Consider the following 12,256-nt stretch of genomic DNA (forward strand, 5'->3'; position numbering starts at 1 on the left):
GCGCTGCGGGGCGCTGGTGGTGGATCGGGATCTCCGTCCGGGTGGACGGGCCGGCGGCGGCGGCCGTTCGGCCGGGGCCGGGCGCCCGGTCAGCCCTTGCGGACCGCCCGCAGCCACTCCTTGTTCATGGCGGCGATCGACGGCAGCGGGATGCCCTTCGGGCAGGCCGTGGCGCATTCGCCGGTCAGGGTGCAGCCGCCGAAGCCCTCCTCGTCCATCGCGGCCACCATGTCCAGGACGCGGGACTCCCGTTCGGGCGAGCCCTGCGGGAGGACGCCCAGGTGGTTGACCTTGGCGGAGGTGAAGAGCATCGCAGAGCCGTTGGGGCAGGCCGCCACGCAGGCCCCGCAGCCGATGCACTCGGCGTGCTCGAAGGCGAAGTCGGCGTCGGCCTTGGGCACGGCGGTGGCGTGCGCCTCGGGCGCGGAGCCGGTGGGGGCGGTGATGTAGCCGCCTGCCTGGATGATGCGGTCGAAGGCGCCGCGGTCGACGACGAGGTCCTTGACCACCGGGAAGGCGGCGGCCCGCCAGGGCTCGACGTCGATGGTGTCGCCGTCGGCGAAGGACCGCATGTGGAGCTGGCAGGTGGTGGTGCGCTCCGGGCCGTGGGCGTCGCCGTTGATGACGAGGCTGCACGCGCCGCAGATGCCCTCGCGGCAGTCGTGGTCGAAGGCGACCGGGTCCTCTCCGCGCAGGATGAGGTCCTCGTTGAGGGTGTCGAGCATCTCCAGGAAGGACATGTCCTTCGAGATGCCGTCGACCTCGTAGGTGGCCATGGCGCCGGGGGCGTCGGGCTTCTGCTGGCGCCAGACGCGCAGGGTGAGCTTCATGCGTAGCTCCGCTGGGTGGGGTGGACGTACTCGAAGACGAGGTCTTCCTTGTGCAGGACGGGGGCGGCGCCGGTACCGCCGAACTCCCAGGCGGCGGCGTACGAGAACTCCCCGTCGCGCCGCTCGGCCTCGCCGTCCGGGGTCTGGGACTCCTCGCGGAAGTGGCCGCCACAGGATTCGGCGCGGTGGAGCGCGTCGAGGCACATCAGCTCGGCGAGTTCCAGGTAGTCGACGATGCGGTTGGCCTTCTCCAGTGACTGGTTGAACTCCTCACCGGTGCCGGGAACCTTGATCCGGCGCCAGAACTCCGCACGGATCTGCGGGATCCGGTCGAGGGCCTTGCGCAGGCCCTCCTCGGTGCGGGCCATCCCGCAGTACTCCCACATGAGTTCGCCGATCTCGCGGTGGAAGGAGTCGGGGGTGCGGTCGCCGTCGACGGAGAGCAGCCTGGCGAGCCGCTCGCGGGTCTCGCGTACGGCTTCCCGGGCCTCGGGGTGGGTGTCGTCGACGGCCTCCTGGTGCGGGTGGCGGGCCAGGTAGTCGTTGATGGTGGCGGGCAGCACGAAGTAGCCGTCGGCGAGGCCCTGCATGAGGGCGGAGGCGCCGAGGCGGTTCGCTCCGTGGTCGGAGAAGTTGGCCTCGCCGATCGCGAACAGGCCGGGGACGGTGGTCTGGAGGTCGTAGTCGACCCACAGGCCGCCCATCGTGTAGTGCACGGCGGGGTAGATCCGCATGGGGACCTCGTACGGGTTCTCGGCGGTGATCCGCTCGTACATCTCGAAGAGGTTGCCGTACTTCTCCGCGACCTTGTCCCGGCCCATGCGGCGGATGGCGTCGGCGAAGTCGAGGTAGACGCCCTGGCCGCCGGGGCCCACGCCGCGGCCCTCGTCACAGACGTTCTTGGCGGCGCGGGAGGCGATGTCGCGGGGCACGAGGTTGCCGAAGGAGGGGTAGATCCGCTCCAGGTAGTAGTCGCGCTCCCCCTCGGGGATCTCGGCGGCGGGCCGGGTGTCGCCCTTGGCCTTGGGGACCCAGATGCGGCCGTCGTTGCGCAGGGACTCGCTCATCAGGGTGAGCTTGGACTGGTGGTCGCCGGTGCGCGGGATGCACGTGGGGTGGATCTGGGTGAAACAGGGGTTGGCGAAGTACGCGCCGCGCCGGTGCGCCCGCCAGACGGCGGTCGCGTTGGAATTCATGGCGTTGGTGGAGAGGTAGAAGACGTTGCCGTACCCGCCGCTCGCCAGCACCACCGCGTCGGCGTAGTGGGTGGATATTTCGCCGGTGACCAGATCGCGGGCGACGATGCCGCGGGCCACGCCGTCGACGGTGATCAGGTCGAGCATTTCGGTGCGCGCGTGCATCTCCACGTTGCCCGCGGCGATCTGCCGGGAGAGGGCCTGGTAGGCGCCGAGGAGGAGCTGCTGGCCCGTCTGACCGCGGGCGTAGAAGGTGCGCGAGACCTGGACCCCGCCGAAGGAGCGGGTGTCGAGGAGACCGCCGTACTCGCGGGCGAAGGGGACGCCCTGGGCGACGCACTGGTCGATGATCTCGACGGAGATCTGCGCGAGGCGGTGGACGTTGGACTCGCGGGCGCGGAAGTCGCCGCCCTTGACGGTGTCGTAGAAGAGGCGGTGCACCGAGTCGCCGTCGTTGCGGTAGTTCTTGGCGGCGTTGATGCCGCCCTGGGCGGCGATGGAGTGTGCGCGGCGCGGGGAGTCGGAGAAGCAGAACTGGACGACGTGGTAGCCCTGTTCGGCGAGGGTCGCGCCGGCGGAGCCGCCGGCCAGGCCGGTGCCGACGACGATGACGGTGTGCTTGCGGCGGTTGGCGGGATTGACCAGCTTGGCCTCGAAGCGGCGGCGGTCCCAGCGGTCCGCGATCGGGCCTTCGGGGGCCTTCGTGTCGGTGAGGGGTTCGCCGGTGGTGTAGCGGCTGTAGTCGTTCACGAGGGTGTCGTTCATGGTCAGTTCACCACTCCGGTCATGACGGCCACGGGGACGGAGACGAAACCCGCGAAGAGGACGAGGGCCAGGGCGTTGGCCAGGAACTTCAGTGTCCGCTCGCGGCGGGCGTTGCCCGCGCCGAGGGTCTGGGCGGCGCTCCAGAAGCCGTGCCGGACGTGCAGGCCGAGGGCCGCCATCGCCACGATGTAGATCGTGTTGCCGTACCAGGTGGAGAAGGTGGCGAGGACGTTTTCGTACGGATGTCCGGCCCAGGCCCGCTCGTTGACGGTGAGCGTGGTGAGGTCGAGCAGGTGCCAGACGACGAAGAGGCCGAGGATGACACCGCCCCAGCGCATGGTGCGGGTCGCGTAGCTCGCCTTGCGGCGCTTGTGGGCGTACTTCACCGGGCGGGCCCGGATGCCGCGGCGGCTGAGCTGGTACGCGGACACCGCGTGCGCGACGATCGCGGCGAGCAGGACCACGCGGACGATCCACAGGGCCCACTCGTGGTGCAGGAAGGGCGAGCCGAGGGTGCGCAGCCAGTGGGCGTAGCCGTTGAACTCCCCCGCCCCGAAGAAGATCTTGAGGTTGCCGAGCATGTGCACGACGAGGTAGCCGAGCATGATCAGCCCTGATACGGCCATCACGGACTTCTTGCCGACGGACGAGTCCCAGAGCGTGCGCGTGGTGGACGGCCGTCGACCCGTCCGCGTTGCCAGAGCCATGCCATCGACGTTAGGGACCAAGGTCCCGAAAGGTCCAAGACATGATGGGGCTGATCTCCATAGGCTCTGACTATGCTCGTCGTATGCTGGGGCTCATGCAGTTCCAGCAGCTCCTCTATTTCGTCGCCGTCGCCGAGACCCGGCACTTCACGCGGGCAGCGGAACGGGTGCACGTGGCCCAGCCCTCGCTGTCCCAGCAGATCAAGGCGCTGGAGCGGGAGCTGGGTGCCGAACTGTTCAGCCGCGCGCGGGGCAACATCGCACTGACGGACGCGGGCGAGGCGCTGCTGCCGCTGGCCCGGCGGATCCTGGCGGACGCGGACACCGCGCGGCTGGAGGTGCAGGAGCTGGCGCAGCTGCGGCGCGGCCGGGTCCGGCTGGGCGCCACGCCGAGCGTCTGCACGGGCCTGCTGCCGGACGTGCTGCGCTCCTTCCACCGTGCGCATCCGGGGATCGAGCTGCTGATCGAGGAGAGCGGTTCGCTCGACCTCGTACGGGAACTGGCGCGCGGAGCTCTGGACCTGGCCCTGATCGCGCTGCCGCTGCCGCCCTCGGCTCCGGCACTGACCACGGTGGAACTGCTGACGGAGGACCTGGTCGTCGTCTCGTCCGCGGAGCTGCCGGCGCCGGGCGGGGGCGGGGCACTGGCCATTTCCGCGCTGCGCGAGGAGCCGATGGTGATGTTCCGGCACGGGTACGACCTGCGGGAGCTGACGGTGGCGGCCTGCCGCGCGGAGGGCTTCGAGCCGGTGTTCACGGTGGAGGGCGGCGAGATGGACGCGGTCCTCGGCTTCGTACGGGCGGGGCTGGGGGTCGCCGTGGTCCCGGCGATGGTGGTGGACCGCGCAGGGCCCGGCCTGCGGGCGACTCCCCTGGCGGGCTCGCCGCTGCGCCGCACGATCGCGCTGGCCCACCGCACCGACGTGGCTCCCCCGCGTGCGGCGCGCGAGCTGAAGCGGATGCTGGTGGGCTGACCGTCAGCCCGTTGGAGCGGCCGGCGCGGCACCGGGGCCCACGGGCAGCACCTCGTCCAGTCCGCCGGCCAGCATGCCGAACGCGGAGGTCGCGTCGGCCACGGCTGCCGGGTGGACCTCGTCGGCGCTGCGCCCCGCTTCGATCCTGCGCCAGTTCTCCCGGCCCAGCTCCCGGCGGACCGTCACCAGGTGCAGCGCCGCCAGCCGGGCGGTGAGCGGCGGGGCGGACTCGGCCTCGAGGGCGGCGGCGAGCAGTTCCACCTCGCGGGCAGTGTAGCGGGCGAGGCGGGATTCCAGGCTGGCGGTGGAGAAGACCAGCCGCTCGAAGGCGAGGACCGCGGGGTGGTCGCAGAGTCCGGTGATCGGGTCCCGCCGGTCGAGGGCCGCCAGGAAGTGCTCTCTTAGGGCGCCGACGGGCCCCTGGCCGGCCGGCCGCTCGCGCACGATGCGCGCCGCCTCGTCCTGGTGGTCGGCGAACCGCTCCAGGACCAGGTCCTCCTTGGTGGGGAAGTACCGGAAGAGCGTGGGCTTGGAGACTTCCGCCGCCGCGGCGACGTCCGCCACGGAAACGGCGTCGAAGCCCTGTTCCAGGAAGAGCTCGAGCGCCGTGTCCGCCAGCCGGCGGCGCGTGCGGAGCTTCTTGTTCTCGCGCAGACCCGTCGTGTTGTCCATGGCCCCATCCTAGCACGAGACGTTACCGAGTCATTTTTTGAACCGGGTTATTTTCGTGACCGGGTTGCTTTTTCGTGGGGGAGCCGTTTTCCTTGAGTCATCGGCACGATGAGAGGACTTCCGATGACCGACGTACTGATCGCGGGCTCCGGCCCCACCGGGCTCACCCTGGCCTGTGACCTGACCCTCCGCGGTGTCGCGGTCCGGGTCCTCGAGCGGCGTTCCGCACCCCACCGCGAGTCCCGGGGCAAGGGCCTCGACGCGGGCAGCCTCGAGGCCTTCGTCCGGCTCGGTGTCGCCGAGCGGCTCTCGGCCATCGGCAACCCCCGGGTGATCCTGCGCAAGTACTTCGACGGCGCCCACATCACCGACACACCGGCCGGCGGGGGCGGCCTTCTGATCGGCCAGTGGCAGGTCGAGGAGGTCCTGCGCGAGCGGCTGTCGGGCCTCGGCGTGCGGATCGAGTACGGCGCCGAGGTGGTTGCGATGGCCCAGGACGGCAGGGGGGTCACCGCGCGGCTGGCCGACGGCAGGTCGGTCCGCGCGGCCTACGCCGCGGGATGCGACGGCGGCCACAGCTCGATCCGGGGACTGCTCGGGATCTCCTTCGACGGACGGACGGAGGAGAAGCCGTCGATGGTGGTCGGGGACGTGACGGCGCCCGGCCTGAGCCGGGAGTACTGGCACCAGTGGTTCACCTCGGACGGCGGCGGCATACTGCTCTGCCCGATGCCGGGGACGGAGAGCTTCCAGATCCAGGCCGCGCCCGAACAGGACGAGCGGGGGGAGCCGCTGCCGCCCTCGCTGGAGAGCTTCCAACGGCTCTTCGACCGGGACGCCCGTGTGCCGGGGATCCGGCTGGCGGATCCCACCTGGCTCTCCTCCTGGCGGATGAACGTGCGCATGGCCTCCCGGCTGCGCGAGGGCCGGGTCTTCCTCGCCGGGGACGCGGCGCACGTCCATCCGATAGCCGGCGGGCTGGGGATGAACACCGGGATCCGGGACGCGGCGGCCCTAGCCCGGACCCTGGCCGCCGCCGTCACCGACCCGGCGCCGGGTGTGCTCGACGCCTACGAGGCCGAGCGCCTGCCGGTGGCGGCCGAGGTGCTGGCCGACACGTCACGGCGGATGGACCGGGTGATGGCGGCCGTCCGCGAGCCGGGGCGCGGGACGGAGGCGGGCATGAACTGACGGGCGGGGCCGGCCGGCCGCACCCGCCCCCCGGGTCGCGCCCGGGTCTCGCCCCGGGCAGGTGGGCAGTCGGAGTCAGGACGGGCTGGGCACGGCGTCCGAGAGGGAGAGCGTGTGGATGCGGTCGGGGGCGCCGGGGCGCGCGTAGTACCAGCCCTGGGCGGTGTCGCAGCCGAGGGCGCGCAGCTGGGCGGCCTGGGCTCCGGTCTCCACGCCCTCGACGGTGACGGCGAGTTCGAGGCTGTGGGCCAGGGCGACGATCCCCTCCACGATCTTGACGTCGACCGGGTTGGCCGGGCTCTGCTGCATGCCCTGGGTGAAGGAGCGGTCCAGTTTCAGGACGCTGACCGGCAGGCGGCGCAGGTTGGCCAGGTTCGAATAGCCGGTGCCGAAGTCGTCGAGCGCGATGTCCACGCCGAGGGCGGCGAGCCGGCGCAAGGGCTCGAGGAGTTCGTCGTCGGCGCCGATCAGGGCAGATTCGGTGACCTCCAGGCACAGCGCGCCCGGGGCGAGGCCCGACTTCTCCAGTACCGCCACGGTGTCGGCGACCAGGCCGGGGTGGTGCAGCTGGGTCGGTGAAAGGTTGACGTTGATCCGCAGGGACGAGCCACCGTGCTGGCGCTGCCAGTTGCGGGCCTGGCGGACGGCCTCCTCCAGGACCCACCGGCCGAGCGGCACGATCAGCCCGGTCCGTTCGGCGAGCGGGATGAAGCGGTCCGGGCCGAGCACCCCGTACTGCGGGTGCGACCAGCGCACCAGCGCCTCCGCACCGTGCACGCTGCCGTCGTGCATGTGGACCAGCGGCTGGTACTCGATGAAGAACTCGCCCCGCTCCAGAGCCGCCGGCAGGGCGTTGGTCAGGCCGTGGCGGGTGATGGCCCGCGCGTCGGCCTCGGCGTCGGCGAACTCGAACCGGTTGCCGCCGGCCGCTTTGGCCCGGTACATCGTGATGTCCGCGCTGCGCAGCACCTCCGCGGGGGTGCGCTCGCGGGCCGGGCCCTCGACGATGCCTATGCTGCCCCGGACCGTCAGCTCGCGGCCCTCCAGGCGGATCGGCGTCGACAGCGCCGACAGGATGCGGACCGCCAGGTCGGTCACTTCCTGCTCGGTATCGGGTCCGGTGGTCAGGGCGACGAACTCGTCTCCGCCGAGCCGGGCGACGACCTCCCCGGGGCCGGTCGCGCAGCTCTGCAGCCGGTCCGCGACCTCCACCAGCAGCCGGTCGCCCGCCGAGTGGCCGAGGCTGTCGTTGACGGCCTTGAACCCGTCGAGATCCAGATAGCACAGGCCGAAGCGGCTGCCCCCGGCCCCGCTCAGGGCCTTCTCCAGCCGTTCGAAGAACAGCGTCCGGTTGGGCAGCCCGGTCAGCGCGTCGTGGGTCGCCTCGTAGCGCAGGCGCAGGTTCAGCAGCCGGCGCTCGGTCGTGTCCTCCATCAGCGCCAGCTGGTAGCGCGGCACCCCGTCCGCGTCGCGCAGCAGCGACACCGTCAGATTGGTCCACAGGACCGTGCCGTCGTGCCGGTAGTACGGCTTCTCCACGCGGAAGTTCTCCCGCTCGCCGCGCACCAGCTCGCCGTACATCCGCCACACGTGCGGGGTGTCGTCGGGGTGTCCCCACTCGCTGACCTTGCGGCCCCGGACGTGCCCTTCCAGGCCGCCGAACATCTGCAGCAGCGCGTCGTTCACCTCGAGGATGTTCCCGTCCAGGTCGGCGATGCCGATCCCGACGGCCGCCCCCTCGAAGACCGCCCGGAAGCGTTCCTCGCTCGCGTGCAGGGCCTGCTGCGCGTCGATGCGGGCGGTCAGCGCCGAACGGGCGATGGCCTCCTGCTCCTTGAGCGTGCGCTCGCGCAGGGCGCGGGCGTAGCCGGCCGCGATCCCGTGCTGGAGACGGGCACAGCGGGACCGGTACTCCTCGATGTCCTCCGCGCCGGAGCCCCCGGGCCAACCGGGCCCGCAGTAGAGCACCAGGTAGGACTCGATCACTCCGAGGGTGCCCGACAGCGCCTCGGGGTCGGTGCAGTGCACGGCGACGAGCTCCGCGCCGACCCGCTGGGCGACGGAGGCGTCGAAGGGCCGTGCGTGCAGCGCCTCGGCGAGCGTCCGGGTGAGCGGGACGAGATGCCGTTCGAACTCGGGCCGCGTCAGCGAGGTCGCCGTGACCGGGAAGATCGCCCGCCCCCAGATCGTCGCGAAGCGGGCGATCCGGTCCTCGATCCCGCCTTTGGGGGCCGCCGGCGGCTCCGGCGCCGCGGACCGCCCCGCCTCGCGCCCCGGGGCCGGGGCTCCGGCGGGCTCCGCCGCGGCGCCCGGCGCGCCCGCCGTCTGTGCCGGAAGTCTCACGCCTTGCGTCCCACGCCGCCGTAGCCCGAGAAGGCGTACGGGTCCTCTTGAACCGCGCCGTCCTCCGCGGACTCGGCGCGGTCCGGCCGCCAGTCGGGCATGGACACCAAACCGGGCTCCAGCATCTCGAACCCGTCGAAGAACCCGCGGATCTGCTCCCCGCTGCGCATGACGAGGGGGTTGCGGATGTCCCGGTAGACGCCGACGGCCCCGCCCGCGACCTCCTCCGTGAGCGGGATCCCCTCGAACGAGGCGTGCGTGAGGATCAGCAGGCTGCCGGGGGCCAGCGCGTCGCGCAGCTCGGCCACGGCCCGGTACGGATCGTCCGCGTCCTCCAGGAAGTGCAGGACGGCGACGAGCAGGAGGGCGACCGGCCGGTCGAGGTCGAGCAGCCGGGAGACCTCCGGGCCGGACAGGATGTCCTGCGGCTTGCGGAGGTCGGCGGCGACGACGCCGCTGCGCTCGTCCCCGGCCAGCACGGCCTGGCTGTGCGCGACGGCCACCGGGTCGTGGTCGACGTAGACCACGCGCGCCTCGGGACTGGCGGCCTGTGCGATCTCGTGGACATTGCCGAAGGTGGGGATGCCGGAGCCGATGTCGAGGAACTGCGTGACGCCCTCGGCGACGGCGTGCCGCACCGCGCGGCGCATGAATGCCCGGTTCGCCTGCATGATCTTGGGCAGGCCCGGCATGAATTCCATGGCCCGGCGGGCCGCCTGGCGGTCGACCTCGAAATTGTGGGAGCCGCCCAGGTAGTAATCGTAGATGCGGGACACGCTCGGCACCGATATGTCGATGCCTGGCGGGGCCCAGGCGGGGCGCTCCATCGGGGTCTCCAAGCGTTGTTCCTACGGCGGTCCGTCCGTGGTCGGACTCCTGTCCGAGCCGAATGTACTGATCATTGCCCAACGGGGCGAGCAAAAGCGGAAATTGGCGATCCGTTCTTCGTCACACACCAAACATGTCCGAGGCACCCGTCCGGGAGAATGATCGATACCGACACATCCCTTTTGGGAATTGCGCGATGAGCGCCCGGACTCGCCCGCCTCGCGACGCATGAGTGGCTCAAACCCTTCCAGTCGGCACTCCACCCGTTCAGGCGAACCGGGGCGGACCCTCGCGTGCGCGGGCGTGCGCGAGCCCATGCTCCCCGGGTGAACAAAGCCTGTGCCAGACGCCTGCTGGCGGTTCCGGTCCTGCTGTGGGCGGCCCTGTCCGTCACCCCGGCCGTGGCTGATAGCTGCGCCTACGCGACGACCGGCTCCGGTGACGGCGCCTCCACCCTCACCCTGGTCGCGTCGGCCGGCGGCGGGGGCCGCGGAGGCGGTCCGGGTGGCGGACATCACGGCGGCCAGAAGGGCGGCCGGACCGGCGAAGGCCACGGAGGAGGCCGGCACGACGGGCACGGCGGCCACCCCAGCCACGGCGGTCACCCCAGCCACGGCGGACACGGCCACGGCCACGGCCACCACTGTCCGCCACCGCCTCCCCCGCCCTGCCCGCCGAAGCCCTCCCCCTCGCCCCCTCCGCCCCCGAAACCCACGCCGAAGCCCACGCCGCCGCCGACCCCCGCCCCGCCGCCCGAGCCCACACCACCGCCACCCCCGCCCCCACCGGCGCCGAAGCCCGTGCCGAAGCCGGTGCCCAAGCCCGTCGCGCCGAAGCCCGCTCCGCCCAAGCCCGCCCAGCCCCGGGCGCTCGAGCCACCCGCCCCGCCCGCCCCCACCCCGGCGCCGCCGCCACCCGTGACCAGGCCGGTGGCCCGTCCCGCCTATCACGCACCCGCCCGCAAGCCGGTCGAACACCACGTCTCGCCGGTGACCTTCACCCTGCTGACCGCGGCTCCCGCAGTCCTCGCGATCGTCGCGCTGCGCCCCCGGTAGCCCCGCCCCACCCGTAACCGATTGGGAGTCATCTTGTCGGAATGGCTCGTCCTGACCCTCGCGATGGCCGCGGCCTGCGCCGTCGTGCTGTCCATCGCCTTCTTCAACCACCGCAGGATCGGCGAGGACGACGATCCGAACGAAACCCCGGACGTCATCGAGTACATGACGATGATGATCGGGGTGATCTACGCGATCGTGCTGGGCCTGGCGATCGCAGGTGTCTGGGAGGGCCGCGGAGCCGCCCAGGAGTACGTGCGCCAGGAAGCGCAGGCCCTCCACGAGATCAGTGTCCGCTCCGAGGTCTACCCGGCCGAGGTCCGCAAGAAGATCCGGTCCGACGTCGACGCGTACGTGACGTACGTGGTGGACACGGAGTGGAAGGAGATGGCCGACCACGGCACGCTCGCGGACCGCGGCGGGGAGCTGCTGGAACGGATCCGCCGGGACGTCACCGACTACGAGCCGCAGACCGACCACGAGGGTCAGGCCTACCAGCCGCTGGTCGACCAGGTCGCCGCGGTGGACGACGCCCGCAGTGCGCGCGGCCACGGCGCCGGGGCCACGATGCCGGGGGTGGTGTGGTTCGGGCTCATCGTCGGGGCCCTGGTGACGGTCGGTCTGATCTTCACCCTGCAGATCCGGCGCTCGTTCCGGGAACTCCTGCTGGCCGGTCTGTTCAGCGCGCTGATCGCCTTCCTGCTGTTCCTGATCTGGGACTTCGACGCGCCCTTCGGGCGGGGCATCTCGGCCACCGCCGAACCGTTCCTCGCGCAGTTCCCGCATCTGGGCCTCGGGGACTGAGGCCGTGGGCCGCGACCCGTGGAAGCGGGCCGCGTACGGCTTCCGGCAAACCGGGGACGGGGCTCCCGTCCCCGGTTCGGCCCAGCACCATGACCCATTCGCCCGTTCCTGATCGCGAGCCGGGCCGCCCGGACCTAGCGTGGCGGACATCGAGGCGCACGTCCCCCCACGTGCGGAAACCCTTCCGCGGCTGCTCCTCGGGGATCCGGAGAATCAACCATGGGTGCGATACGTACCTCCGCCACAGCCCTGCTGAGCGCCGGCGCCACGGGCGCCGTACTCGCGCTCGGCGTCCTCGGCGCGTCCACCGCGACCGCCACCGAAGCCCGGCAGGTCACCTCGTTCGGGTTCGCCATCACTCCGTCCACCGTCGCCCCCGGCGGCCAGACGCTCCTCTCGGTGAGCGGGTGCAACGCCGCCTACGCCACCGCCTCCTCCGGGGTCTTCGACACCGTGAGCATCGCCCGCGGCCAGACCGTACGGGTCACGGTGGACCGGGACGCCCGGCGCGGAGCCGTGTACTCCGTCTCGTTCACCTGCAACGGGGAGACCGGCTCGGCCGACTTGACGATCGCCGGCGGCACGACCAGGCCCACCACCAGTTCCACGCGGACGTTCACCCCGGACACCACCGTCACCACCTCCGCCCGCGGCGTTCAGGGCGGCCTCGGCGGCAGTGTGGCCGGCCTGGATCCCGTGGAGCTCGGCGCGGGCGCCGGACTCCTCCTCGCCGCCGTGGCCGGCACGGCGTACACCGTGCGCCGCCGCGGCAGCAGCCGGCGCGGTCACTGAATCCCCGCGGACCGGCGCCATCCCCGCCCTTCGGGCGGCGTCCCCCGGCAGGATCGCCGGTCGCCGGGGGGGCCCCGCGCCGGGGCGGGGCCCGGGCCC

General features: G+C 72.1%; 11 protein-coding genes. 5 read left to right on the forward strand and 6 right to left on the reverse strand.

Features of this window, described 5'->3' with window-relative positions:
- Positions 1–89: 89 nt before the first annotated feature.
- The 3 genes from AB0D44_RS33105 to AB0D44_RS33115 are packed head-to-tail and all read right to left on the reverse strand — an operon-like array spanning position 90 to position 3,498.
- Positions 90–830, reverse strand: coding sequence for a succinate dehydrogenase/fumarate reductase iron-sulfur subunit (locus AB0D44_RS33105; RefSeq protein ID WP_362598204.1), 741 nt, complete (start codon positions 828–830; stop codon positions 90–92).
- Positions 827–2,776: a fumarate reductase/succinate dehydrogenase flavoprotein subunit gene (locus AB0D44_RS33110; protein WP_362598227.1), complete on the reverse strand. Its 1,950-nt coding sequence runs from the start codon at positions 2,774–2,776 to the stop codon at positions 827–829. Before AB0D44_RS33110 ends, AB0D44_RS33105 begins: the two co-directional genes overlap by 4 nt.
- Positions 2,777–2,793: 17 nt before the next feature.
- The gene (locus AB0D44_RS33115; RefSeq protein ID WP_362598207.1) at positions 2,794–3,498 is read right to left on the reverse strand and encodes a succinate dehydrogenase cytochrome b subunit; all 705 of its coding nucleotides are present in this window, start codon (positions 3,496–3,498) and stop codon (positions 2,794–2,796) included.
- A 95-nt stretch (positions 3,499–3,593) separates the two neighbouring features.
- On the opposite strand from AB0D44_RS33115, the gene AB0D44_RS33120 reads away from it, so the two are divergent.
- Positions 3,594–4,472, forward strand: coding sequence for a LysR substrate-binding domain-containing protein (locus tag AB0D44_RS33120; protein WP_362598210.1), 879 nt, complete (start codon positions 3,594–3,596; stop codon positions 4,470–4,472).
- Positions 4,473–4,475: 3 nt separating this feature from the next.
- Here AB0D44_RS33120 and AB0D44_RS33125 read toward each other — a convergent pair whose 3' ends face one another.
- Complete coding sequence (locus AB0D44_RS33125; protein WP_362598213.1) at positions 4,476–5,144, reverse strand: TetR family transcriptional regulator; 669 nt, start codon at positions 5,142–5,144, stop codon at positions 4,476–4,478.
- A gap of 123 nt (positions 5,145–5,267) precedes the next feature.
- Here AB0D44_RS33125 and AB0D44_RS33130 point away from each other — a divergent pair, with 123 nt between their 5' ends.
- Positions 5,268–6,335, forward strand: coding sequence for an FAD-dependent monooxygenase (locus tag AB0D44_RS33130; RefSeq protein ID WP_362598216.1), 1,068 nt, complete (start codon positions 5,268–5,270; stop codon positions 6,333–6,335).
- Positions 6,336–6,410: 75 nt separating this feature from the next.
- On the opposite strand, the gene AB0D44_RS33135 is transcribed toward AB0D44_RS33130, so the two are convergent.
- Together AB0D44_RS33135 and AB0D44_RS33140 are read right to left on the reverse strand one after the other, a co-directional pair.
- Positions 6,411–8,552, reverse strand: coding sequence for an EAL domain-containing protein (locus AB0D44_RS33135; protein WP_362598230.1), 2,142 nt, complete (start codon positions 8,550–8,552; stop codon positions 6,411–6,413).
- A gap of 122 nt (positions 8,553–8,674) precedes the next feature.
- The gene (locus AB0D44_RS33140; RefSeq protein WP_362598233.1) at positions 8,675–9,505 is read right to left on the reverse strand and encodes an SAM-dependent methyltransferase; all 831 of its coding nucleotides are present in this window, start codon (positions 9,503–9,505) and stop codon (positions 8,675–8,677) included.
- A 327-nt stretch (positions 9,506–9,832) separates the two neighbouring features.
- Here AB0D44_RS33140 and AB0D44_RS33145 point away from each other — a divergent pair, with 327 nt between their 5' ends.
- The 3 genes from AB0D44_RS33145 (at position 9,833) to AB0D44_RS33155 (ending at position 12,157) form a co-directional block, all read left to right on the forward strand.
- Positions 9,833–10,561, forward strand: coding sequence for a hypothetical protein (locus AB0D44_RS33145; RefSeq protein ID WP_362598218.1), 729 nt, complete (start codon positions 9,833–9,835; stop codon positions 10,559–10,561).
- A gap of 33 nt (positions 10,562–10,594) precedes the next feature.
- A complete protein-coding gene (locus tag AB0D44_RS33150) occupies positions 10,595–11,365 on the forward strand; it encodes a hypothetical protein (RefSeq protein ID WP_362598221.1) in 771 nt (256 codons plus the stop codon).
- A 219-nt stretch (positions 11,366–11,584) separates the two neighbouring features.
- Positions 11,585–12,157, forward strand: a complete 573-nt coding sequence (locus AB0D44_RS33155) for a hypothetical protein (protein ID WP_362598224.1) — start codon at positions 11,585–11,587, stop codon at positions 12,155–12,157.
- Positions 12,158–12,256: the final 99 nt, after the last annotated feature.

Source organism: Streptomyces sp. NPDC048349 (assembly GCF_040651925.1).
Classification (GTDB): domain Bacteria; phylum Actinomycetota; class Actinomycetes; order Streptomycetales; family Streptomycetaceae; genus Streptomyces.

Coding starts and splice junctions, on each gene's coding strand:
- AB0D44_RS33105 (WP_362598204.1), bottom strand. CDS start 830: ATGAAGCTCACCCTGCGCGTCTGGCGCCAGCAGAAGCCCGACGCCCCC.
- AB0D44_RS33115 (WP_362598207.1), bottom strand. CDS start 3,498: ATGGCTCTGGCAACGCGGACGGGTCGACGGCCGTCCACCACGCGCACG.
- AB0D44_RS33120 (WP_362598210.1), top strand. CDS start 3,594: ATGCAGTTCCAGCAGCTCCTCTATTTCGTCGCCGTCGCCGAGACCCGG.
- AB0D44_RS33125 (WP_362598213.1), bottom strand. CDS start 5,144: ATGGACAACACGACGGGTCTGCGCGAGAACAAGAAGCTCCGCACGCGC.
- AB0D44_RS33130 (WP_362598216.1), top strand. CDS start 5,268: ATGACCGACGTACTGATCGCGGGCTCCGGCCCCACCGGGCTCACCCTG.
- AB0D44_RS33140 (WP_362598233.1), bottom strand. CDS start 9,505: ATGGAGCGCCCCGCCTGGGCCCCGCCAGGCATCGACATATCGGTGCCG.
- AB0D44_RS33155 (WP_362598224.1), top strand. CDS start 11,585: ATGGGTGCGATACGTACCTCCGCCACAGCCCTGCTGAGCGCCGGCGCC.